Origin of the sequence: Coprobacillus sp. AF33-1AC, assembly GCF_003475785.1 — a bacterium.
Lineage (GTDB): Bacteria > Bacillota_I > Bacilli_A > Erysipelotrichales > Coprobacillaceae > Faecalibacillus.
This window is the reverse complement of sequence record NZ_QRQB01000002.1, coordinates 69,754-93,053: the sequence shown is the minus strand read 5'-3', so window position 1 is coordinate 93,053 and position 23,300 is coordinate 69,754. Positions and strand designations below refer to the sequence as shown.

Sequence of the window (23,300 nt, the reverse complement as noted above, 5' to 3'; positions counted from 1 at the left end):
AGTGTGTTACTCTAAGCAGGCATGAACTATTTTTATAAGATATACTAATATCATTGTATCTTATTTTAATAGTTTGCCTGCTTTTTTTACGTTATTAGGTAAAAAGAAAGGGAGGAAAAAAGATGGTAGGAATTATTCTTGCAAGTCATGGTGAATTCGCTAATGGAATCTTACAATCAGGTTCTATGATTTTTGGTGAACAAAAAGATGTTAAAGCTGTGACTTTACAACCAAGTGAAGGTCCTGATGATTTAAAAGCTAAAATCGAAGAAGCTATCGCAAGCTTTGAAAATCAGGAAGAAGTACTTTTCTTAGTTGATTTATGGGGTGGAACTCCATTTAATCAATCTAATGGATTGATTAATGGACATGAAGATCATTGGGCAATCGTAACAGGTTTAAATTTACCGATGTTAATTGAGGCTTATGCATCACGTATGTCTATGGAAACTGCACATGAAATTGCAACTCATATTTGTGAAGTTGCTAGAGAAGGGGTTAAAGTTAAACCAGAAACTTTAGAACCTAAAAAAGAAGAAGCAGTTAAAGTTGAAAAAGCACAACCTACAGGAGCTATTCCTGAAGGAACAGTCATTGGTGATGGTCATATTAAATATGTATTAGCACGTGTTGATACACGTTTATTACATGGACAAGTTGCTACTACATGGACAAAAACAACACAACCAAATCGTATTATTGTTGTATCCGATTCAGTAGCACATGATAATTTACGTAAACAAATGATTGAACAAGCAGCACCTCCAGGTGTTAAAGCTAATGTTGTACCAATTCAAAAAATGATTCAAGTGGCTAAAGATCCACGCTTTGGTAATACAAAAGCAATGTTATTATTTGAAACTCCTCAAGATGCTTTAAAAGCGATTGAAGGTGGAGTTGATATTAAAGAATTAAATATTGGATCAATGGCTCATTCAATTGGTAAAGTGGTTGTAAATAAAGCTATCGCTATGGGTAAAGAAGATGTAGAAACTTTAGAAGCATTAAAAGCAAAAGGAATTACTTTTGATGTACGTAAAGTTCCAGCAGATTCTAAAGAAAGTATGGATAGTTTACTTAATAAAGCAAAAAGTGAATTAGGAATGTAAAAGGGAGGAAATATAAATGTCTGCAATTACAATTATTTTAATTGTTATCGTTGCGCTTTTAGCAGGTATGGAAGGTATTTTAGATGAATTCCAATTCCATCAACCTCTAGTAGCGTGTACTTTAATTGGGTTAGTATCAGGACACTTAACTGAAGGTATTATCTTAGGTGGTTCTTTACAAATGATCGCACTTGGTTGGGCTAACGTAGGTGCAGCCGTTGCTCCAGATGCTGCTTTAGCTTCTGTTGCATCAGCAATCATTATGGTTTTAGGTTTAAATGGTGGAACTGTTAATACACAAACTGCTATTTCTACATCAATCGCAGTTGCAATTCCACTTTCAGTAGCTGGTTTATTCTTAACTATGATTTGTCGTACTATTGCAATTCCAATGGTACATTTCATGGACAGTGCTGCTGAAAAAGGTGATATTCGTAAAGTAGAAATGTGGCAAGTATTAGCTATCTTATTACAAGGTATCAGAATTGCTATTCCTGCTGCTGCTTTATGTGTAGTTCCTGCTTCTGTAGTTACTGGAGCATTAAATCAAATGCCAGCTTGGTTATCAGGTGGTATGACTGTTGGTGGTGGAATGGTTGCCGCTGTAGGTTATGCAATGGTTATTAATATGATGTCTACTAAAGAAACATGGCCATTCTTTGCTATTGGTTTTGTATTAGCAGCATTAAGTCAATTAACATTAATTGCTTTAGGTGTATTAGGTGTAGCATTTGCTTTAATCTATTTAGGACTTAAAGAAAATGGTGGTTCTAATGGTGGAGGATCTACAGGATCTGGAGACCCATTAGGTGATATCTTAAATGATTATTAATCTTGAAGGAGGAAAGAAAAATGGCAGAAAAAATTCAATTATCTAAAAAAGATCGTTTATCAGTTTGTTGGCGTCATCAGTTCCTTCAAGGATCATGGAACTATGAACGTATGCAAAATGGTGGTTGGTGTTATTCAATTATTCCAGCTATCAAAAAATTATATAAAACTAAAGAAGAACAATCTGAAGCTTTAAAAAGACATTTGGAATTCTATAATACACATCCATATGTATCAGCTCCAGTTATGGGGGTTACATTAGCCTTAGAAGAAGAAAGAGCTAATGGAGCAGCAATCAATGATCAAGCTATTCAAGGGGTTAAAGTTGGTATGATGGGACCTCTTGCAGGGGTTGGAGATCCAGTATTCTGGTTTACTTTAAGACCTATTTTAGGAGCTTTAGGTGCATCTCTTGCATTAAGTGGTAATATTGTTGGTCCATTATTATTCTTCTTTGCTTGGAATATTATTCGTATGGCATTCTTGTGGTATACTCAAGAATTTGGATATAAAGTAGGAACATCTATTGCTCAAGACTTATCTGGTGGTTTACTTGGTAAAATCACTCAAGGTGCATCAATTTTAGGTATGTTCATCATTGGTGCTTTAGTACAACGTTGGGTAAGTATTTCATTTACACCAGTTGTATCAAGAGTTACTCAATCTCAAGGTGCTTACATTGATTGGAGTTCAATCAAAGGTGGTGCTGCTGGTATTAAATCAGCATTAACTCAATATGCAGCTCTTGGAGCAAATGGATTAGACAAAGTTAAAGTGACAACTTTACAACAAAACTTAGATCAATTAATTCCTGGACTTGCAGCTTTATTATTAACATTATTATGCTGCTGGTTATTAAAGAAAAAAGTATCTCCTATCGTTATTATCATTGCATTATTCGTAGTAGGTATCTTAGCTAGATTAGCAGGAATTATGTAAAAATAAACTCAATATTTACGGAGGAACATTATGGTACAATCATTAAATAAAAAAGTCGACCTTACAATTAAAGCTACATCTTATCTTGGTATGGCCAGTTATGGTCAAGCCATGATTGGCGATGAAGCCTTTGAATATTATAATGATAAAAATATAAGTGATTATATTCAGATTCCTTGGAGTGAAGTAACTGGTGTCATTGCATCAGTGATGTTTAAAGGAAAATGGATTCCTCGCTTTGCTTTAGTAACTAAGAATAATGGAAACTTTATTTTTTCAACCCGTGATAATAGAAAAACCTTACAAGCAATTAATCACTATATACCATCTGAAAACATGGTACGTTCATTAAGTTTCTTTCAAGTTCTTAAAAGAGGAATTAAATCATTGTTCAAACGTAAATAATATTGAGTTGAGGTTAAGAATTATTCTTAACCTTTTTTCTTTATCTTTTAATAGTATTCGTTATAATGATGCATGGAGGACAACTTATGCAAAAAGATTTAACGAAAGGCAGTGCCTTAAAAAATATTATTACTTTTTCACTTCCTTTTTTATTAGCTAACCTTTTACAAACATTTTATGGGATGGCTGACTTATTTATTGTTGGTCAATATAATGGGGCAGCTTCTTTATCAGGGGTTTCTATTGGTAGCCAAGTCATGCATATGTTAACGGTGATGATTGTTGGACTGGCAATGGGTTCTACTGTCATGATTGGACGTTACGTTGGTGAAAGAAGGGAACAGGAAAAAAGACAAACAATAGGAAATACGATTATCCTGTTTTTAATCATGGCTATTGTTTTAACGGGAGTTCTATTATTGTGTATTCAACCTATTATTCATGTCATGTTGACACCAGTAGAAGCAATTCAAGAAACAAAGTATTATCTTACAATTTGTTTTTTAGGTATTCCTTTTATTGTTGCTTATAATATTATAAGTTCAATATTTAGATGATTAGGTGATTCTAAAGGTCCGATGTACTTTGTTGCAATTGCATGTTTCTTTAATATTATTTTAGATTATTTATTTATTGGTTACTTTGATTTACATGCTATGGGAGCAGCACTTGGAACAGTGGGAGCCCAAGTCATGAGCGTTATCATTGCTTTCATTGTTATTTATAAAAGAAAGTTAATTCAAATACATAAAGAAGATTTTAAAGTAAAAAAATCTATCATTTTAGATGTAATTAAAATAGGATTTCCCATTTGTATTCAAGATGGGTTTATTCAAATCTCATTTATAATTATCACCATTATCGCTAATAGTCGAGGGGTCGATGTAGCTGCCGCAGTTGGGGTAGTTGAAAAAATTATTGGCTTTTGCTTCTTGGTACCTTCAAGTATGTTATCAGCTATTTCAGCAATATGTGCTCAATGTATTGGAACAAAACAACATCAAAGAGCGAAAGATACCCTTAAATATGGCATTATTATAGCGTTAAGCTTTGGGATTTTATTTACTATCCTTTGCCAATTTATTTCTAAACCACTTGTTTCATTATTTAGCCAAGAACAGATTGTGATTATGTATGGGGGACAATATTTAAGATCTTATATATTTGATTGTATCTTTGCTGCAATCTCATTTGGATTTAGTGGTTACTTTACAGCTTATGGTTATTCGATCATTTCATTTATTCATAATTTTATATCTATTTTAACTGTAAGGATACCGGGTGCATATTTGGCTTCTTATCTATTTCCAGATAATCTATTTCCAATGGGATTAGCATCACCAGCTGGTTCTCTATTATCAGCTATTATTTGTATCATTGTTTATCAATACATGAAAAAACACCATAAATTAAACTAAAAGAGTTCACTTTTGAAGTGAACTCTTTTCTTACGTACTATCATACGTATTTTCTTCCTATATTATACACTGGTTAATAGTGTTTAAAAAACAATAAAAATAATACTCATTTCTATATGTATTGGTTAATTAAAACAAAATCTGATGGTGGATGTACTCTAACATGCTATATTGATCACTTACTATAGTGATATCAAATTGTTTTACACAATATTGAAGCCATTTAAAATATAAAGACATACTTATAATTATTTCAATGACATCTGTCATTTCAATAGTACTACTCGAAACATAACCAGAGTATTGCCTATGGCAAAAGTTGTTTTGTTGGAGATAATTTTTAATGTCATACCAACTTTTATTGTAATTATTTGAAGGGTAGTGTTGTTTTAATGCAGAAACACTTAAATCAAAATTAATGGCTTTTTTGGTTTTTAAAGTATTCATTTGTTTGCTTGTTGATACGATAATATGAAGCTAAAGCATCTGATCTATATTCTGGACTATCGGGTGTATCGCCAAAATAGCTAATATACCATTGATCTACTATTTTTAAAAACCATGATGATCTAGGAAGAGAGCCTTGGGCTAAAGCAAAGGTATTGAAATCCTTTTTTGTTCCTCTATAAATACCTTTAGATATAATTTCTACACCACGGGATAGAAAATAATAATCAATTTTTTGATAACATGCTTCAATATCAATATGGTTTGATTTAGCTTTATTTTCATTTAAATAGATTTCCATTAACATTTTATCACACTCCTATTTTTACAATATCTATTTATCTTATTGAAGTCAATCTATACCCTTCGTTATTATATATAAAAATAATTCATCGTTTTCTTCAAAAAAATAAAACAATTTAGATATAATAAAGATAAGGAGGCTTGATGATGGAAAAGCAATGGTGGAAAAGAGAAATCGCTTATCAGATTTATCCTAAGAGTTTTAAGGATTCAAATCATGATGGAATAGGTGATATAAGAGGGATTATTGAAAAATTAGATTATTTAGAAGATTTAGGAGTGACTTTATTATGGTTATGTCCTATTTATAAGTCACCTATGGATGATAATGGTTATGATATATCGGATTATTATGATATTAATCCTGAATTTGGAACAATGAAAGACTTGGATGAATTGATAGAAAAGGCTAAAGCAAAGGGAATTAAGATTATTATGGATTTAGTCATCAATCATAGTTCTGATGAACATGCTTGGTTTAAAGAAGCATTAAAAGATTCCAATAGTCCTTATCATAATTATTATATCTTTAAACCTTCAGTAAATGGGAAAGAACCCAATAACTGGAGATCGGTATTTGGAGGTTCAGTATGGCAAAAGGTGGAAGGAAGAGATGAATATTATTTTCATTCTTTTTCAAAAAAACAACCTGATTTAAACTGGGAGAATCCGAAATTAAGACAAGAATTATACAAGATGATTAACTGGTGGCTAGAAAAAGGAATTGCCGGATTTAGAGTAGACGCGATCAACTTTATTAAAAAAGATCAAAGATATTTAGATGGACCAGTTGATGGACAAGATGGTTTAAGTGCTTGTTTTGCCTATGCTAGAAATCAACCAGGAATAGAAGTATTTTTTGATGAATTAAAAAGAGAAACTTTCGCTGAATATGATTGTATGACAGTAGCTGAAGCTGTAGGTGTTAAGTATTCTGATTTAGGTATCTTTATTGGCAAACAAGGTTGTTTTTCAATGATGTTTGATTTTAATTATTGTAATTTTGATATTAGTGAAGATGAAGAATGGTTTAGAAGACAAAATTGGACGATAAAACAATTTAAAGAATTGTTATTTACGAGTCAAAGGGAAGTACAAAAATTAGGTTGGATTGCAAGCTTTTTAGAGAATCATGATCAACCAAGAGCAATTAATAAATTTATCTTAGATAAAAAAGATCATTCTTATTATAGTCAAACTATGTTAGCGGGAATGTTCTTTAACTTAAGAGGGACACCATTTATCTATCAAGGTGAAGAAATAGGAATGGAAAACTTTGAAAGAACTAGCATTGATGAATTTGATGACATAGGTAGTCATGGACAATATCAAAGAGCTTTAGCTGAAGGCTTCAGTAAAGATGAAGCGATGCATTTTCTTAATTTAAGAAGTAGAGATAATACCAGAACACCAATGCAATGGGATAATAGTGAATATGGTGGTTTTAGTGATCAGCAACCATGGATTAAAATGACAGGGAGTCAAGATACAATCAATGTAGCTAGTCAAATCCATGATCCTCATTCAATCTATCATTTCTATAAACAAATGATTTCTATTAGAAAACAAGAAGATACACTTATTTATGGTGATTTTAAAGAATTAGAAACGAATGATGAAGTCATTGGTTATAAACGTCTATATCAAGGTGAAGAAATCATATGTTTATGTAACTTTACAAATAAGATTCAAGATATTCCTGATATAAAAGGACATATCTTACTAGATAACTATAACAATTATCAAGATAAAACCTTAAAGCCATATCAGTTTGTTATGATAAAAAGCCTTTAGTTTAACTAAAGGTTTTTTCCTTTATCAGCAAAAAAACATCAAATACATCGTGTTAAATATTCATATTTTTGCCGATAAATATAAATTCAAGAATAGCTTTTTTGTCTATAAGACTAAAGAAATTATGTTCAAGATATGTTAAAATAGCATTGGTTAGATATGACTAACTAATGCTATTTAATTATGAAAGGGGAAAACGATATGTCATATTCTCAAGATTTAAAGTCATTTCAAGCAAGCCATACATATAAAAATATAAATATTGATGGTAATACATTTAAGTATGTATTAAGCGAAAATAAGAATAGTCAAACATTAGTGATGTTAAATGGGGGAATGAATACTTTAGAAATGTGGATGGAGTATGTAGATAATTTAGCTCAAGATTATCAAGTTTTACTCTTTGACTATCCCCAAACATTGAAAACAAATCAAGAGTTAGTAACAGGAATACATGCCTTTTTTAACAAGCTTAACATTATTGATCCTATATTTATTGGTGCTAGTGATGGTGGGATGGTTGCTCAAATCTACGTGCAAAAATATCCTCAAGAAGTGGGAGGACTTGTTTTAATCTCTACCGGCGGATTAGACGCTAATACAATTAAGAGTCTTAAAAAGAAATATTTTTTTGCACCGATCATGTTATTTTATATGAAACATTGTAACTATGAGAAATTAAAACCAAGACTTATTAAATTAGGAATGGGGCATATTCGAGGAGAAAGTCAAGAACAAATCAACTATGCTAGAGATATGTTTGAAACCATTTTTAAAGATTACACTAAAGAAAAAGATGTTCATATTACAGGATTGTTAGCTGATGTTATGAATCAAATTCCAGTTACTAAAGATGATTTTAAAGCATTAGAAGGTAAAATATTGCTTATTCTTCCAAACCAAGATTTCTTTTCAGGCAAGATGCAAGAAGATCTTATTCAGCTTATGCATCAACCAGAAATCAAATATATATCTGGAGGGCATCTTTCTACTGTTCTTAATGTAGATGAATATGTAACAACAATACGTGCATTTTTAGAAAAGATGAATAATGAGTCATAAAAGAATATATTTATTATAATAGTTAATATGCTTAAAATAATATACATATAAGATAAGGAGCATATTATAATGAGAAGTTTTGATCAAACTAAAGAAGATGGTCAAAGAGCAAAATATTAAATTGACGATGCTTAGAGAAAATATTCTCAAGAGGCTGTTACGAAAGAACTAAAAAAAGTTGAAGAAAATCAAACCAAAAACCTTTTTTTTAATAAATAGAAGAAAAAATAACTTATATTTTATATATAAATATGGGAGGTGAAATTATTAATTAATCCGATACCCTAAAAACTATATTTCTTGTATATTGTTGGGGATTAAGTTATAATTTTGGAAAGATTAATAAAGCAATGAGATTATTAATAGATACAAAGGATTTAGAATTACTAGTAGAGAAAAAAAGGGATTATATAGGAAATCAAGTAACTTTTGATACATGGATAGCAGCAGTATCATTTATATTGTCTGTTTTAACAGCGCAATATGATCAAATTGGGTTACTATCTGGAAATCAAATCAAGACTATATTTATTCTTATTGGAATAATATATTTAATGAAGATAGGAAAAAGAAGTATGATGAAAAAATATGACCATGAAAATTTAATAGTTGATATAAACAATTTAAATCTCATACAGCATAATCATTCTCTTGTTATCATTAAACATAGTGAACATTATTTACTATATGATGATGAAAGATGGCAATGTAAACTGTTTTTAAATTATAAAACACAAAAAGTAAATAATGAACAGTTTATTCTTAATGCTGTTAGTAAAGATTTAGATATAGACGTATCATCTTTATCTTGTCAATATATTGCTTCTAGAATACAGGAAAAGTATTCTGTAAGTCACAATGAAAATAGAGTCTATAATCATAAATTATATATTATGACTATTCAGCCATTATTGCCCATGATGGAAAAGGATAATTTTGTTATTAATAATAAACATTATTATTGGATGACTTTAGATGAGATGATGAATGATTCAGATATTCAAGAGAAAAATAGCGAAGTTGTTGAATTTGTAAGAGACATGGTTAAATAAGAAAAGCTTGTATCGTATTTGGATACAAGCTTTTTGGTTATTTAAATACTTTTGTTGCAGCAATAGCCTTTTTCCAACCTTCATAGTTTTGAGTTTGTTGTTTTAAAGACATGCTAGGTTTATAGGTTGTAGAAATAGTATGAAGTTGTTTTATTTCTTCTTGGTCTTTCCAAAAACCAATAGCGAGTCCTGCTAGATAAGCAGCACCTAACGCCGTTGTTTCCTTTACTTGAGGAATCAGTATTTGAGTATTGAGCATATCACTTTGAAATTGCATCAAAAAGTGGTTGGCAGTAGCACCACCATCAACAAATAAGTGATCTAATGTTAGTTTAGATTCTTCTTTCATAGTTTCAATGACATCTTTACTTTGATATGCAATGGATTCTAAAGCGGCACGGATAATATGGCCTTGAGTTGTTCCTCTTGTAAGACCTAGTAATGTCCCTCTTACATCATTATCCCAATAAGGGGTACCTAAACCCACAAAAGCAGGAACTAAATAAACCCCTTCATTATCTTTTAAATCTTTAATCATTTCTTCACTACAAGCTACATTATCAAAGAGATGAAGACCATCTCTTAGCCATTGCATAACACTACCACCGACAAAGACGGATCCTTCTAAAGCATAAGTAATTTGATGATGAAGGCCCCATGCGATTGTTGTAAGTAAGCCTTTTTTAGAATGAACAGGTTGATGTCCGGTATTCATTAACATAAAACATCCTGTGCCATATGTATTTTTAACATCGCCATGATGAAAACATGTTTGACCAAATAAGGATGCTTGTTGATCACCAGCAATACCACATATAGGGGCTTTAAAATGTAAACCAGTAAGTAAAGATTCATCACTATAACCATATATACAAGAAGAATCCTTTACTTCTGGTAACATAGATTGAGGAATAGAAAATAAATCTAATAATTCTTCATCCCATTTAAAATCATAAATATTATAAAGTAATGTTCTAGAAGCATTACTATAATCAGTTACATGAACCTTTCCACCTGTTAATTTCCATACTAACCAACTATCAATCGTACCACATAATAAATCATCTTTGTTTTCATGAGTATGTTCTAAGATCCATTTAATCTTACTGGCACTAAAATAAGGATTAATAAGTAAACCCGTTTTATTTTGTATAAATTCACTATATCCTTCTTGAATAAGTTGATCACATATATCTTGAGATTGACGTGATTGCCAGACAATAGCATGATAAATAGGTTGACCTGTTTTTTTATTCCATACTACAGTTGTTTCTCTTTGGTTTGTAACACCAATTCCTTTTATTTGGTTTGCTTTAATATTATTTTCAATGAATAAACTTTGTACAACTTCTATGACTGATTGATAGATTTCTAAAGCATCATGTTCTACCCAACCAGGATGAGGGAAATATTGTGTTATTTCTCTTTGTGATGAGTATCTTAGTTTTCCTTGTTTATCAAACAAGATAGCTCTAGTACTCGTTGTTCCCTGATCTATTGATAAAATAAATTCTTCCATAAAATCATTCTCCTTTTTCTTATTATAATATAGATTATGAGAAAATGGATAATATAAAGTTAGACTACATAATTACATTTTATATAAAAAAATAGGACGATGTATTGCTACACAGTCCTTACAAAATATACTCAGTATATTTTTTTATGCATCTACATTTTAATCAACTGAGTACCAGTTGTCAATAATAGACTTTTTGCTTTCTAATGTATTCATTTGTTTGTTTAGTAATTCGATAATAAGAGTCTAATGCATCTGACCTATATTCTGGGCTTTCAGGTCCATCTCCAAAATAACTTATATACCATTGATCTACTACTTTTAAAAACCATGGTGTATCAGGTAATGATCCTTGTGCAATAGCAAAAGTTTCAAAATCTTTTCTAACACCTTTATAAATACCTCTTGATACAATCTTTACGCCACGTGATTTAAAATACTTATCTATCTTTTGATAACATTCATCTAAATCAATATTATTTTTATTTGCTTTTTCTTCACTTAAATAGATTTCCATTAGCATATATATTCACCCCTTATCTTTACGTATATTAATATATCAATAGTATATCCCTTTATTATTATATATGCTATTTTCAATTTTATTGTTTTGGTAAATCTTTAATACCGCATGATTTAAGATATTTATATATTCCTTCATAAAACAAACTATTTCTTGTGGGATCTTCTTCGGGGTCAACGCCTTTAGGAACAAACAGTACCATACCTTGCCTAGCTCTTGTTAATAGTACTCTATATGAGTTGATTAGATAACGCTGTAATTCTGGTTTATTGCGTTTATTCCATTTTGTTCCCCTAAATGAGTAATAATCCCAATCAAATTTATCAGATTTTCTTCTAAGATCAGCATCCCAACAAACAACTGCCCAATCAATTTCTAATCCTTGTACTTTAAATTCGCTAGCAACAACTTCCATCATATTTGAAGATCTTACATCATTTGGTTCAGCTAAAAACCACTTTACGTGATTAATATCTTTAGGAACATAGACTCCTTCCGATTTGAGCCTTTGTGCACCACTTGAAGCAAGAATTCCACACCTTTGTGAACCTCTAACCTGCGAGTGCGCCCATTTTTTTGCTTGGTTGATATTTCGTGTAATATAAATAGGGTATTTATTGATTATTTCGTTATAATAATTTGATGCATTTTCTATATCGTTATTTAGCAAACTATCGACAAATTTACTTTGGTTATTTGATCTAAAAGATCTTATTGATGTAGATAAGTGCAAATGCTCTAGTGGATGACATCGAGTACAATTTAATATTGATTTTTTGTCTATATTTTTATCTTCTATTTGAGTGAATATTTTTGGTGAATAAAACATATGCCATTCTTTGAAATCCTCTATACATGTTCTAAACCATTCATTTATGCCTACTTCACCATCGTATATATCTTGTCCTAATCCAACAAGACAAACGATTACTGCCCATTTTTTATGTCTATTCATGATGTCAACTAATAAGTGTGGTTCACTTACACGTAACATATCATCATTGTGCTTTTTAGACATTTTTTCTTTATTCCAAACTCTTTGAGCTTCGTCGAATATTAAGATTTTTTCAGCTGTAGGCTTATCTGAAGTAGCATTATCACGTTTAAAGCCAAAACTACTTTGTATTAGCGCATTAATTGAAGCGTCAGTTTGTTTTGATTTGAGTCCCTCAGATTTTGAACTTATTTTTAATGCTTCTCTTAGCACATCCACTAATGGTCCATTTCCTGAAAGATAAACACTTAGTTCGGATTTGTCTTTATCTAAACTTTTTGCAACTACGTCTAGACCAACAAGTGTTTTTCCCGCACCTGGTACACCTGTGACAAAGCAGATATATTTCTGACTTTTCTCTTTTGCTTCTCTTATTAGTCTAGATATCTGTTTTTCACAAGCATCAATGTTTTCTTGACCTGCTTCCGAGTTTGCAATTTCTGTTAATGAATGAGTTTTATAAGCTTCTACTGCAGCCGAAATAATGGTAGGAGTGGGGTAATAAGGCGAATTAAACCATTTATCAAAATCAATTTTTTCATTTGTTCCATATGTGTTTATAATCTTGTTAACCTTTGGAACTAATGTTTCTATATTTTCTCTTTGAAGATATATTTGTTTGTCTGGATAATGTCCTATTGTTTGTTGCTTCGTATATGGCTTAGCATCAGTGGCAATTAATATTGGACAAACATATAAATTTTCAGATTCTTTATGAAAATTTTTTATATCAATAGCATAATCTTCTGCTTGTTGGGCATCAAGAGCTGTAAAAGCAGATTTTCCATTTTTAAATTCAAGTGAGAAAACCATATGTCTAATTAAAAGAATGACATCTATTCTTTTGCCCAATCGAATAATATCATATTCAAATATAATATCGCCTTCTATACCATGTTTTTTTAATCTTGATTGTAATTCTTGTATTTGAGATTTCCAAGCATCATTTTGCTCTTTGTTTGTATCATCAAACTGTTTAAATGAATGTTGAATTAATGAATGTAAAATTTCTCTTGCATCATCTTTAATAAATTCTGATATATCGTTATAGTAATATGCTTTGTTCCGTTGTTTTGAATATGTATATTTGTTCATAAGATTACCTCTTAAGAAAATGATATCAGAATTTATTTATAAAAAACAGAAGTAAGTGAAATTTTAAAATGAATACGAAAACAATTGCGGCGTGCCGCGATATGTGTTAACATGTTTATGGTGATTTTGATGGGATATAAAGTGGCTAGTTTTTTTGCTGGTGTTGGTGGAATTGATTTAGGCTTTGAAAGAGCAGGTTTTGAAACAGTATATGCTAATGAAATTGATCGTTACGTGGCAGATACGTTTGAAATGAATTTTGATTTAAAAGTAGATTGTCGAGATATTCATGATGTGAAACCTGATGAAATACCAGATTTTGATATATTGATAGGAGGTTTTCCCTGTCAAGCATTTAGTATAGCTGGATATCAACAAGGTTTTAAAGATGATCAGGGACGCGGAGATTTATTCTTTGAACTAATTAGAATAATGAAGGCTAGACGTCCAAGAGTTGCACTGTTTGAAAACGTAAAAAATTTAGTAGGACACGATAAGGGGAAAACTTTTAGAGTAATTTGTGAACAACTAAATTTACTAGGCTATCAATGTGACTATAGAGTATTAAATGCATGTGAATATGGTAATGTTCCACAAAATAGGGAGAGAATATATATTGTAGCGTTTAGAGATGAAAAAGATAAAGAACATTTTTCTATGCCAATGCCTATTGAATTAACTAATTCGATTAGAAATGTTATTGATTTTTCAGAAAAGGTAGACGAAAAATATTACTATTCAGCTGATAAATGTAAATTTTATGATATCTTGGAAAGAGATATTACAAATCATAATAGTATTTACCAATGGAGAAGGAAGTACGTAAGGGAAAATAAAAGTAATGTTGTTCCAACATTAACAGCTAATATGGGAACTGGTGGTCATAATGTACCATTAATATTAACTGATGATAACCGTATTAGAAAATTGACACCATTGGAGTGCTTTAGAGTGCAGGGATTTCCGAAAAATTTTCATTTACCAGATCAAAGTAACGCACGCCTTTACAAACAAGCAGGAAACTCAGTTGTTGTTCCCGTAATTGAACGTATAGCAATCAATATATTTGATTCTTTATCATTAAATGATAAATTAGTTAATTCAAAATTAGATGATTCAAAATTTATAGAATTAGTTAGGGTTTTAATAAAAGATGGTGCTACAATTTCTGATATTGATTTAATAGTAAATAATGAAGAGCTAAGGAAACAAAAATACATAGAATTATTATAAAAGTCTGATCACTTTTTGTGGTCAGACTTTTTAATATATTTGACTATTATAGATTGATTTGTTTATACAAAATAATCTTCAGGTGGATTATCTGAATCGATCCATATAAATGAAATATGAATATCACTTGATTGAGAAGTTTTATATAGTCTTATACCATTAATACCAAGTTCATTTAATTTGGTAACTGTCAGTGGCTCATATTCTTCTAATTGGAATACATTTCTTAGGATCCATTCTCCTAAATATGTTTGTTTTTTAACTGATTCAATTGCTTTTCCTGCTTGTTGCGTAATATATGCTTTTATTGAGTCTCCAGATGGTTCAAATATTAAATTAAATTCTCTATTTGCTGGGTTTGTGATTATATTTTTCTTATTATCAAATTCAAGTGTATTGTCTCCAAAAAAATTAGGATAATTACTATGAAATTTAAAAGAATTAGGGATTGGAATGTATAATTCATTTTTTGGTCTAAATAATAATTTTAAAGTTTCGTTTGTTAATGTTTTATTTTTTTGTTGTAAAATGAAATCAATAAATTTTTTTCTTTCAGTTGCTTTACAAATCTTAGCATCTTTAGTTTTGGCTTCAGAAAAGAGATAGTGCTCAATATATGAAATAATTTTATTATATGTTATCGTATCGAGTTCTCTTATAAATTGTTTTTTAAATTTATCTAAGTTACGTTTTCTTTGTGAGATTGGCGATTTAGAACCAACACCATAAAATGAATTAAATCCACTGAATAATTCAACTTCGTTATTTTTGTTAGTAATTTTCCATGAATAGGATTCTATAATCTCATTTGTACCTATTTCCAAATTGAAGTTATCAGCATATTCAGCGATTTTTGCAAAAATGTCATAAGCATTTTGCGCATATTGTACGTTCCATGATTCTTTGACGATATTAGTATTATCAAAATCCATATATAATTGGCAATCTGCAGATGTATATTTATACTTATGTATCCCATCAGTGAATTCAAAGTTTGATGGATGACTTTTCCCTGTGCAGCCTATTATTTTTAAATTATTAATATCAATGAGAGTATAGGGAGTTTCACCAACATGAATTTGTGCAGTACCATTTGTATTGGAATTTAGATTTTTATTTGACGGCATTAGTACATGATAAATAGCTTCTACATTATCGTTTTCATGGATATTAAATCCTTTAATATTTGCTATTGATGATTGAATTCTTTGATTACGTAATTTAGCTATATTTTTAGCAAGAGTTAAATATATATTGTTGTTTATTTTATTTATTTGTTCTTTTGTTTTATTTAAAGAATTTTTATTAATAGTATTAATTAATGGTGACCATAAGTCATTTTGAGCTTTAAATTGGGCCACTTTTTGATAGTTTGAGCTAAATCCAAATGTTTTGATACCAATTAAGTATTTAGTCTCTTGATTTTTTTTGTTTTTTTCTTTTAGGGCAACATCGAAGGAAGTATTGGATATATCTTCTGCCGATGCCCCAAATACTTTTTGAAATATTGTTTCTTGAAATTTTGAATTAATTATTGGAGTTAAAAGAGTGTTATTGTTATTGTTTTTCTGAGAAAACATTTCAGTTAAGCTAGAAAAAGCCAAAATCATTCTTTTATACTCATCTTTTTTTTCTTTATTTAAATTTTTCCACATATTAAATACCTCTCATGATTAATTATACATTAATTATAAATAAAATAAACCATTATAATCCGATAATATTAAAATATATGAAAAATATTACAAATATATGAAAAATATATATACAATAATTTTATAATATGATATCTTTAAATTGTAAGATATATTCTAAATGAGGTGGAAATATGCATAATACTGAAACAAAAAGAGATAGATTTGTTAGATTGGCTGAAGCAAGAACAAATAAAATAATAGATATGATTCAATTGCTATCAAATTGTTCAAATACTAGTACGTATGAATATACATCAAAAGACGTAGATAAAATATTTAATGCAATTGAATTAGAATTAAAGGAAGCAAAAAAGAAGTTTAGTAAGGTTGATTGTAGAAAGAATACAAAATTCACTTTGGAGGACTAATAATATGAACGAACTTTCACAAATTCCACAAAACTACAAAAATAGTGTAAATTGGATAATAGGAGCCTATGAAGGTGCAGGAGTTTCTTTTCCAAATGGTTTTCAAAAAGATGCTATACAAAATGCGGTTGGAGCGCGTAAAACCAAAAAATGGAAAAATTGGAAGTGTGATATTTCGGTAGTTAAAAATGAAAAAGGTGTATATGTTATAGTAGAAGATTTTGGAACACAGGGGTTAACTGGGAAAAATATGTCTACTGATGATATAAATAAATATATGGAAAAAGATATTTCATTAGGAAGTAATGAGAGACTTGCTAGGTTTACATCTATGTTTAATTCAGGTGGTAATACAACTGGAGGAGGTCTTTTTGGTGCTGGGAAAAGTGTATATTCAGTAGCCTCTAATGATTATACGTATTATTTTGATTCCTTAAGAGAAGATGGTATTTATATAGCAAATCATAATAAAGCGGGTCAAGTTCATAAAAAGGCATTTGAAAATGAAGAAGCCAAAAGGTTTATTAAGTCAGAATTAGGACTAGAAAATAAAACCACTGTTGGGACAAGAGTGATTATTGTTAATCCAAAAAAAGAATTAATGGATTCAATTAATTCGGGTGAGATAATAAAATACATTCAAGAGTCTTGGTGGTTAATAATAGAAAGATTGCCTCAAGATTCATGTATTTCAGTTAATGGTGTACCTGTGGGTTTGCCTGATAATTATAAGAATGGTAACAAAGTGTTTGAATTAGAATCACCTGAGAAGTATTCTGATACTAGTTATCGTGTAAAACATTTTGGACTATATGTTTTTGAAGATGGTAAAAACATTTGGCAAGGTATATCTTATTATAGGAAAGGTATGAAAATTGGAGAGATTGATTTAAAAGATATTCCATCCAAAATTAATAAGAAATTTTGGGGTTATATTGAGGTTGATGAATCATGGGAAGAAGAGCTTGCAGAAATAGAAGATACTGTTCATTTTGGCGTTAATAAATATAAAAAAACAAGGAGACAATTTCAGAATTTAAGAAACTACACAAATAAAAAATTCAAAGACTTGCTTATAGGATGGGGATATATTAAAGATCGTGAGTCTGAGGATAGAAAATTAAAACAAGAATTACAAGAAATTGCAGAGGATATACAAGGATTATTTGATAGCTTAGGATTTGAGGATTTAGGAAAAGGTCCTCAAAAATCAAATTTTGATGTGAGATTAAAGAATATATCTTATCCTCAAGCTGGGACAGAGAAAGTAACATCTAATGACATGATTTCATTTTGTATAAGAATATCAAATTCTTATTTAACTAAAAAGAAATTTGATATTAGTATTAATATAATTGACGCAAAAACACACGAAAGTATTTCAAATATTTACAATAACGAAATATCTATAAATCCTTCCAATATTCATGACGAGGTAATAAGACACAAAGTAACATCAATAAACTCGAGACAATATTCAGAAAATAGAATAGTAATTAAAGTAAAAGTAATTGGAAGTAATAAGGAAAAAAATAAGGAATTACCATTCTTTTATGATGTTGATAAACCAGATAATTCAAGAGAAATAGTAAAAATGACAGTTCATTCATGTGAGTTTCCAAATGAACAGAGCAGGAGAGTTAATTATGGTGAATCCTTAAAAAATATTACATATAGGCTGGAAAATAAAAGAAATCAACCCCTTAGCTATAAATTAAGTATTAGAGTCCATAATGCAACTGATCCGATGAATCAAATGATTGAACATGTAGCATCATTTGAAGGTTTAATGATGCCGTTTGAAGAAGTAATAACAGAACCTATAAAGGAAATTAAATTCTCTAAAGAGGTATATGAAAAATATATACAAAAGGGTGTTTTGGAATTACGTGCAACTTTAATTGCTAATGACGATGATGATATGTATGAAAAAGGGGATAAAATTACTTTTTACTATTTGAAATTTTACTTAAATTCTGATGAAAAGAATGGAAAAAATGATGCATTTGATATAAAAAGTCAAGATTTACCAGATAATCCAAAAAGATCGTGGTGTGAAGCAGGTGATAATAGAGTAATAATTTTAAATGTTGGACATATAGCATATACAAGATTATCAGATTATCCAGAGCTACAGCATGAATATCTACGAGAACAAATGTTAAAACAATATGTTTTGCTATACTTAGATGAAGGTAAATTTGATATGTTTGATGTGGATAATAAAAAATTTACAGATATGGATCCACAAGATGCAGCGAATAATATAATTAACAAAATTGAAGATATATACTATAAAAGTATAAGTTAGGAGTGCTATGAGTAAATTAGTAACAATTGATAGTAAAGGAAGAATATTTTATGATGGTATGCTTTCTTCAAAAGAAAAGGCATCTGTTGATGATATACTTAACGCATTAAAAAAAGAAATTCCCGAAATTGAGACAGATATCGAGGAACGATTTGGAAAAGGAGTTATGTCTAAATATAACTTAGGATTAATTTTAGGAGAATTTTTAGAAAAATATGATATACCAGTTTATGAAAGAAGAAGGTTTTGGGATGAAATAAAAATTTTAGCTTCAAATATAGATAGAAAACGTGATGAAGGAAAAAATTCCTCAAGAAGAAGCTTTTATGAGCAATGTTTTGTGCTTTCAACAATTGATGTAGATGTAGTTGAAAAACTATCGTGGAGACAGTGGCAAAGTTTGCTAGACAGAACCATTATAGATAATGATCCTAGAATTCTTGATTGGATTGGTATTCAAAATGAGAAAATTAAAGAGGATGAATGGAGAGAATTTTTAAAAGCCCTTAATGAATATTTAAAAAATAAAGATACACAAGTATTTAATAATGAAGAACTGTTTGATATTTATTCCTCAATATTAAATATGAATAAATATTGGTTAAAAGAGTTCAAAAAATTTTGCGAAGAACATCCTAAATCTGCTAAAATTAAGAATAAAACAACTTGGTCAAAAAAATATATTAAAGCATGTTTTAAGTTAAAACGTAAGATGAAATCAAGAATTATAACAGATGAAATATGTTCAATTTCTTTTAAAGAATTAATGAGCTAGGGCAAATAAGGGTTCCCTTTTTAGTGATAAAATTAAGGTATATACAATGAAAAGATAGATATTTTATTTATCTTTTTATTATACTAGAAATTAGTACATTCATTGCATTTATTATGAAAAATATAACAAAATTAGCCATAGTCTCAACCTATACCAACATATATAAAAAATATATTACTCATCTATTTATTCCATTGATAAAATAATGATGAATACGAAAGGAATGAATATAATGAGTCAATTAAATAGATATGAATTTGTAGGTAGTTTTTTAAGACCAGATAGATTAAAACAAGCAAGAAAAGATTTTGAAGCAGGAAATATAACTAAAGAAGCACTCACTCAAGTAGAAGATGAATGTATTGTTGAATTAGTTAATAAATTAAAAGAATTAGGATATCATACAATTACTGATGGTGAATTTAGACGTTCAACTTGGCATTTAGACTTTATGTGGGGATTTAATGGGGTAGAACATAAAAAGACAATTGATGGTAATCAAACATTTGATGGTGAAGCAGCCATGATTGATGATACATATATGACAGGTAAAATTTCTGTTAAAAACCATCCATTTGTAGAACACTTTAAATTTGTTAAAGCATTAGAAGATGAAAATACTGTTGCTAAACAAACTATTCCTTCACCAGGACAATTCTATGCTTTCTTTACAGGTGCTGATTTATTAGATAAAACATTAGAAATCTATGGTAGTGAAGAAGCTTTTGCTAGTGATGTAGTCAAAGGATATGTAGAATTTGTTAATGAAATCTACGCAGCAGGATGTCATCAATTACAATTTGATGATTGTGTATGGGGTGGTATGGTTAACCCTAAACTAGCAGTTGGCTTAACTGGTAGAACTGGAGAAGCATTAGAAAAATATAAAGAATTATTATTAGATTTAAATAATCAAGTTGTAGCTCAGGCACCAAAAGATTTAATGATTAATACACATGTATGTAGAGGTAATTATCATTCTACTTACTTTAGTTCAGGTGCTTATGATGGTGTTGCTGATCTATTATTTGGTAAAGAAAATGTAGATGCTTATTTCTTAGAATATGATGATGAACGTTCTGGTGGCTTTGCTCCACTTAGACAAGTAACAGGAGATAAAAAAGTGGTCTTAGGTTTAATTACAACAAAAAGACCAGATTTAGAAGATAAAGAATTAGTAATCAGAAGAATTCATGAAGCTTCTAAATATGTTCCTTTAGATAGATTATATTTAAGTCCACAATGTGGTTTTGCTTCTTGTGAAATTGGTAATAAATTAACAGAAGAACAACAATGGGCTAAATTAAAATTAGTTAAAGAAATAGCAGAAGAAGTGTGGGGATAACCCATACTTCTTTTATAATTTTTATTTTTTATACCAGTGATAATGACAATCTCTACATGCCCATTCACTAGATACTTTCTTTTTAATCCCTTTAGTAAAAGGAATAGACATACCACCAGTTAAAAGAGCAGCTGTGACTTTACTTTTAGAAGTCACTTTCTTTTTTCTTTTTATTTTAAAAGATTGAGCATTATACATTGGATCCATGAAATCATCTTTAAAATGCTGTACACTTGTAAAATATTTGACATCTTTATAATGATTAGGATTCATACATCCAGGTTCAATATAATCATATCCTCCTGGAGCATCATCATATAAATAAATGTTGGTACTGCCACACTTTGGACAATGATTAGCACCATACTTTTTCTTTTGATTTATATTTGATTGTTTACTAACTGTAGGTTGATAGGTTATCTTTCCTGTAAGCATATCCCAAAAGCCCCATAAAAAGATAGTAATGATAAAGAATAAAAAACCCATTGTGATACCTAATCCTATTATTCTAAATAGCGATTTATAATGATAGTTTTGTGTTACAAAATAGATACCAATGATGATTTCAATGACAAGTACTAATAAATAATGATGATGAGGTGTTAAAGAATTCTTAGTCATTTCATCAATTATTTGTTGATTTTGTTTTGTAAAATCATCAATGATAACAGTGGCTTCAATTATTGTAAGATGATTCTTTTTAGCGAAATCTTTAATACATCCACCCCTATAATAATTACCATTATGTATATATTTTTTAATAAATTCTTTTGTAACAACTGGTGTCTTTTCCATTTGCATCCCTTACTTTTTTATATTATAATTCAAAACCATCTTTAAAGGCTTTACCAACAACATCTCCTAATACACGATAAGTATTAGAAATCATATCAAAAGCAATAATTTCCATCTTATCTACATCTATTTTTCCTTGATCATCTAAATAATCTTCATCTACTGATACATTAACTACATTACCAATTAAAATACCATCATCAAATGATTCAACAGTACATTCTAATGTTAAAGGATATTCTTCAATAATAGGTGCATCTACTTTACTACCATGAATAACATGAACACCTGATTTAGCTATTTTATCTTCTTTATTACCTGAAACAACACCAAAGTAGTCAGAAATTTTTTCTGTTTTCTTTGTTGCGAAAGCAACAGTAAAAGCTTTCTTTAATTCTAGATTATCTGTTGTTTTATGTTTAGAAAGTGAAATCATAATTTGATTGTAATCATAAACACCACCCCAGGCAGCATTCATTACATTTGCTTTTCCATTTTCATCATAAGTACCAATCATTAATACTGGTAAAGGCATAAACTGCATTTTATCTCCTAAGTCTTTTCTCATTTTATATTTCCTCCTTACTATAAGTATAACATTCATACTTATTTATGAAAGTGAAATAATATGAAGGTAAGTAAGATATTGATTAAATGTAGAAAATAAAGTTGATATTTTCGACTGTCTACTAAGAATTGATTACTTATTTAATTTTCTTTATAATAATTGTAGACAGGAATGTTCCTTCGCCCATATTGGCGGGGGTGACATTCCTGTTTTTATGTTCAAATATTGTAATTAGGCATGATACTTGATAATTAAGAATAAAAGTTTGTATCAACTTTTTTGATAAAACTATACATCATTTTAGATATGATCCTTATCAAGGCTTGTTTTAATATGTAATTTGGTTTTATAATGACTATAATAAAAAGAGGTGATTAAGATTATGGAAAGAAAATTTAAGCGTTATAATCGAGAAGATATCTTATTATCAGATGAAGAAATGATTGAATTTGAAGAATGGTCTAAAGCCTTAGAAAGAGGTCTTGAAAGAAAAAATGCCAAAAAGGAAATGGTTTTGAAATATTTTCATAAATCTTATCCTGGATATAATGATGATTTTTTACAAGATCTTACATTAGATGAATATGATTTAGTATTTGATATGTTATTAGATTCTAAAGACATAGAAAGCATAAAAAAAGAAATTCTGTAAGGAATTTCTTTTTTTACTTCTTGAAATGACATATTCAATTAAAGTTAATTACGATATAATAAAGA

At 29.4% G+C, this 23,300-nt stretch carries 22 protein-coding genes and 1 pseudogene; 16 read left to right on the top strand and 7 right to left on the bottom strand.

Annotated features, from left to right (window positions below):
- Window positions 1–122: 122 nt before the first annotated feature.
- The 7 genes and pseudogenes from DWZ53_RS01690 to DWZ53_RS11150 all read left to right on the top strand — a co-directional run bounded on the left by DWZ53_RS01690 (window position 123) and on the right by DWZ53_RS11150 (window position 4,702).
- A complete protein-coding gene (locus DWZ53_RS01690; RefSeq protein WP_118431379.1) occupies window positions 123–1,109 on the top strand; it encodes a mannose/fructose/sorbose PTS transporter subunit IIA in 987 nt (328 codons plus the stop codon).
- A gap of 16 nt (window positions 1,110–1,125) precedes the next feature.
- Entirely contained in the window at window positions 1,126–1,941 is an 816-nt protein-coding gene (locus DWZ53_RS01685) for a PTS mannose/fructose/sorbose transporter subunit IIC (RefSeq protein WP_118431377.1), read from the top strand.
- 20 nt (window positions 1,942–1,961) lie between these two features.
- Entirely contained in the window at window positions 1,962–2,879 is a 918-nt protein-coding gene (locus tag DWZ53_RS01680) for a PTS system mannose/fructose/sorbose family transporter subunit IID (RefSeq protein WP_118431375.1), read from the top strand.
- 30 nt (window positions 2,880–2,909) lie between these two features.
- A complete protein-coding gene (locus DWZ53_RS01675) occupies window positions 2,910–3,284 on the top strand; it encodes a DUF956 family protein (RefSeq protein WP_118431373.1) in 375 nt (124 codons plus the stop codon).
- A gap of 86 nt (window positions 3,285–3,370) precedes the next feature.
- Window positions 3,371–3,841 (top strand): MATE family efflux transporter, encoded by a 471-nt coding sequence (locus DWZ53_RS11155; RefSeq protein ID WP_199589021.1) that lies wholly within the window; start codon window positions 3,371–3,373, stop codon window positions 3,839–3,841.
- Between the two features lie 12 nt (window positions 3,842–3,853).
- A pseudogene (locus DWZ53_RS11465) lies at window positions 3,854–4,030 on the top strand (polysaccharide biosynthesis C-terminal domain-containing protein); the annotation flags it as partial.
- Entirely contained in the window at window positions 4,004–4,702 is a 699-nt protein-coding gene (locus DWZ53_RS11150; RefSeq protein WP_304485861.1) for an MATE family efflux transporter, read from the top strand. The pseudogene DWZ53_RS11465 and the gene DWZ53_RS11150, both read left to right, overlap by 27 nt.
- A 415-nt stretch (window positions 4,703–5,117) precedes the next feature.
- On the opposite strand, the gene DWZ53_RS01660 is transcribed toward DWZ53_RS11150, so the two are convergent.
- Entirely contained in the window at window positions 5,118–5,456 is a 339-nt protein-coding gene (locus tag DWZ53_RS01660; RefSeq protein ID WP_118431369.1) for a hypothetical protein, read from the bottom strand.
- A 140-nt stretch (window positions 5,457–5,596) separates the two neighbouring features.
- On the opposite strand from DWZ53_RS01660, the gene DWZ53_RS01655 reads away from it, so the two are divergent.
- The 3 genes from DWZ53_RS01655 to DWZ53_RS01645 all read left to right on the top strand — a co-directional run bounded on the left by DWZ53_RS01655 (window position 5,597) and on the right by DWZ53_RS01645 (window position 9,360).
- Complete coding sequence (locus tag DWZ53_RS01655) at window positions 5,597–7,246, top strand: alpha-glucosidase (RefSeq protein ID WP_233541805.1); 1,650 nt, start codon at window positions 5,597–5,599, stop codon at window positions 7,244–7,246.
- A 201-nt stretch (window positions 7,247–7,447) separates the two neighbouring features.
- Window positions 7,448–8,308, top strand: a complete 861-nt coding sequence (locus DWZ53_RS01650; protein WP_158568148.1) for an alpha/beta fold hydrolase — start codon at window positions 7,448–7,450, stop codon at window positions 8,306–8,308.
- Between the two features lie 350 nt (window positions 8,309–8,658).
- Complete coding sequence (locus DWZ53_RS01645; protein WP_118431363.1) at window positions 8,659–9,360, top strand: hypothetical protein; 702 nt, start codon at window positions 8,659–8,661, stop codon at window positions 9,358–9,360.
- Between the two features lie 37 nt (window positions 9,361–9,397).
- Here DWZ53_RS01645 and glpK read toward each other — a convergent pair whose 3' ends face one another.
- The 3 genes from glpK to DWZ53_RS01630 all read right to left on the bottom strand — a co-directional run bounded on the left by glpK (window position 9,398) and on the right by DWZ53_RS01630 (window position 13,491).
- Window positions 9,398–10,879 carry a glycerol kinase GlpK gene (gene glpK, locus DWZ53_RS01640; RefSeq protein ID WP_118431361.1) on the bottom strand — a complete coding sequence of 494 codons (1,482 nt, stop codon included), beginning with the start codon at window positions 10,877–10,879 and terminating at the stop codon, window positions 9,398–9,400.
- A 181-nt stretch (window positions 10,880–11,060) separates the two neighbouring features.
- A complete protein-coding gene (locus DWZ53_RS01635) occupies window positions 11,061–11,402 on the bottom strand; it encodes a hypothetical protein (protein WP_118431359.1) in 342 nt (113 codons plus the stop codon).
- A gap of 79 nt (window positions 11,403–11,481) precedes the next feature.
- On the bottom strand, window positions 11,482–13,491 hold the full coding sequence (locus DWZ53_RS01630) for a DNA/RNA helicase domain-containing protein (protein ID WP_118431357.1): 2,010 nt from the start codon (window positions 13,489–13,491) through the stop codon (window positions 11,482–11,484).
- Between the two features lie 111 nt (window positions 13,492–13,602).
- Between DWZ53_RS01630 and DWZ53_RS01625 the strand changes: the two genes are divergently transcribed.
- Window positions 13,603–14,724 (top strand): DNA cytosine methyltransferase, encoded by a 1,122-nt coding sequence (locus tag DWZ53_RS01625; protein WP_233541804.1) that lies wholly within the window; start codon window positions 13,603–13,605, stop codon window positions 14,722–14,724.
- A 62-nt stretch (window positions 14,725–14,786) separates the two neighbouring features.
- Here DWZ53_RS01625 and DWZ53_RS01620 read toward each other — a convergent pair whose 3' ends face one another.
- Window positions 14,787–16,379, bottom strand: a complete 1,593-nt coding sequence (locus DWZ53_RS01620) for a hypothetical protein (RefSeq protein WP_118431354.1) — start codon at window positions 16,377–16,379, stop codon at window positions 14,787–14,789.
- A 173-nt stretch (window positions 16,380–16,552) separates the two neighbouring features.
- Between DWZ53_RS01620 and DWZ53_RS01615 the strand changes: the two genes are divergently transcribed.
- The 4 genes from DWZ53_RS01615 to DWZ53_RS01600 all read left to right on the top strand — a co-directional run bounded on the left by DWZ53_RS01615 (window position 16,553) and on the right by DWZ53_RS01600 (window position 21,220).
- Entirely contained in the window at window positions 16,553–16,789 is a 237-nt protein-coding gene (locus tag DWZ53_RS01615; protein ID WP_118431352.1) for a hypothetical protein, read from the top strand.
- 4 nt (window positions 16,790–16,793) lie between these two features.
- Window positions 16,794–19,100: a hypothetical protein gene (locus DWZ53_RS01610; RefSeq protein WP_118431350.1), complete on the top strand. Its 2,307-nt coding sequence runs from the start codon at window positions 16,794–16,796 to the stop codon at window positions 19,098–19,100.
- Window positions 19,101–19,107: 7 nt separating this feature from the next.
- Window positions 19,108–19,875, top strand: a complete 768-nt coding sequence (locus DWZ53_RS01605) for an ATP-dependent helicase (protein ID WP_118431348.1) — start codon at window positions 19,108–19,110, stop codon at window positions 19,873–19,875.
- Between the two features lie 232 nt (window positions 19,876–20,107).
- Window positions 20,108–21,220, top strand: coding sequence for a 5-methyltetrahydropteroyltriglutamate--homocysteine S-methyltransferase (locus DWZ53_RS01600; RefSeq protein ID WP_118431346.1), 1,113 nt, complete (start codon window positions 20,108–20,110; stop codon window positions 21,218–21,220).
- A gap of 21 nt (window positions 21,221–21,241) precedes the next feature.
- Here the strand turns inward: DWZ53_RS01600 and DWZ53_RS01595 are convergent, their stop codons facing one another.
- Together DWZ53_RS01595 and DWZ53_RS01590 are read right to left on the bottom strand one after the other, a co-directional pair.
- The gene (locus DWZ53_RS01595; RefSeq protein WP_118431344.1) at window positions 21,242–22,015 is read right to left on the bottom strand and encodes a hypothetical protein; all 774 of its coding nucleotides are present in this window, start codon (window positions 22,013–22,015) and stop codon (window positions 21,242–21,244) included.
- Window positions 22,016–22,037: 22 nt separating this feature from the next.
- Complete coding sequence (locus DWZ53_RS01590; protein ID WP_118431342.1) at window positions 22,038–22,583, bottom strand: flavin reductase family protein; 546 nt, start codon at window positions 22,581–22,583, stop codon at window positions 22,038–22,040.
- 382 nt (window positions 22,584–22,965) lie between these two features.
- Between DWZ53_RS01590 and DWZ53_RS01585 the strand changes: the two genes are divergently transcribed.
- Entirely contained in the window at window positions 22,966–23,235 is a 270-nt protein-coding gene (locus DWZ53_RS01585) for a hypothetical protein (RefSeq protein ID WP_118431340.1), read from the top strand.
- Window positions 23,236–23,300 lie beyond the last annotated feature (65 nt).

Bases quoted from the DNA above. Each gene is read 5' to 3' on its own strand.
- DWZ53_RS01690 (WP_118431379.1), top strand. From the start codon at position 123: ATGGTAGGAATTATTCTTGCAAGTCATGGTGAATTCGCTAATGGAATC.
- DWZ53_RS01685 (WP_118431377.1), top strand. From the start codon at position 1,126: ATGTCTGCAATTACAATTATTTTAATTGTTATCGTTGCGCTTTTAGCA.
- DWZ53_RS01680 (WP_118431375.1), top strand. From the start codon at position 1,962: ATGGCAGAAAAAATTCAATTATCTAAAAAAGATCGTTTATCAGTTTGT.
- DWZ53_RS01675 (WP_118431373.1), top strand. From the start codon at position 2,910: ATGGTACAATCATTAAATAAAAAAGTCGACCTTACAATTAAAGCTACA.
- DWZ53_RS11155 (WP_199589021.1), top strand. From the start codon at position 3,371: ATGCAAAAAGATTTAACGAAAGGCAGTGCCTTAAAAAATATTATTACT.
- DWZ53_RS01660 (WP_118431369.1), bottom strand. From the start codon at position 5,456: ATGTTAATGGAAATCTATTTAAATGAAAATAAAGCTAAATCAAACCAT.
- DWZ53_RS01655 (WP_233541805.1), top strand. From the start codon at position 5,597: ATGATGGAAAAGCAATGGTGGAAAAGAGAAATCGCTTATCAGATTTAT.
- DWZ53_RS01650 (WP_158568148.1), top strand. From the start codon at position 7,448: ATGTCATATTCTCAAGATTTAAAGTCATTTCAAGCAAGCCATACATAT.
- DWZ53_RS01645 (WP_118431363.1), top strand. From the start codon at position 8,659: ATGAGATTATTAATAGATACAAAGGATTTAGAATTACTAGTAGAGAAA.
- glpK (WP_118431361.1), bottom strand. From the start codon at position 10,879: ATGGAAGAATTTATTTTATCAATAGATCAGGGAACAACGAGTACTAGA.
- DWZ53_RS01635 (WP_118431359.1), bottom strand. From the start codon at position 11,402: ATGCTAATGGAAATCTATTTAAGTGAAGAAAAAGCAAATAAAAATAAT.
- DWZ53_RS01630 (WP_118431357.1), bottom strand. From the start codon at position 13,491: ATGAACAAATATACATATTCAAAACAACGGAACAAAGCATATTACTAT.
- DWZ53_RS01625 (WP_233541804.1), top strand. From the start codon at position 13,603: ATGTTTATGGTGATTTTGATGGGATATAAAGTGGCTAGTTTTTTTGCT.
- DWZ53_RS01620 (WP_118431354.1), bottom strand. From the start codon at position 16,379: ATGTGGAAAAATTTAAATAAAGAAAAAAAAGATGAGTATAAAAGAATG.
- DWZ53_RS01615 (WP_118431352.1), top strand. From the start codon at position 16,553: ATGCATAATACTGAAACAAAAAGAGATAGATTTGTTAGATTGGCTGAA.
- DWZ53_RS01610 (WP_118431350.1), top strand. From the start codon at position 16,794: ATGAACGAACTTTCACAAATTCCACAAAACTACAAAAATAGTGTAAAT.
- DWZ53_RS01605 (WP_118431348.1), top strand. From the start codon at position 19,108: ATGAGTAAATTAGTAACAATTGATAGTAAAGGAAGAATATTTTATGAT.
- DWZ53_RS01600 (WP_118431346.1), top strand. From the start codon at position 20,108: ATGAGTCAATTAAATAGATATGAATTTGTAGGTAGTTTTTTAAGACCA.
- DWZ53_RS01595 (WP_118431344.1), bottom strand. From the start codon at position 22,015: ATGGAAAAGACACCAGTTGTTACAAAAGAATTTATTAAAAAATATATA.
- DWZ53_RS01590 (WP_118431342.1), bottom strand. From the start codon at position 22,583: ATGAGAAAAGACTTAGGAGATAAAATGCAGTTTATGCCTTTACCAGTA.
- DWZ53_RS01585 (WP_118431340.1), top strand. From the start codon at position 22,966: ATGGAAAGAAAATTTAAGCGTTATAATCGAGAAGATATCTTATTATCA.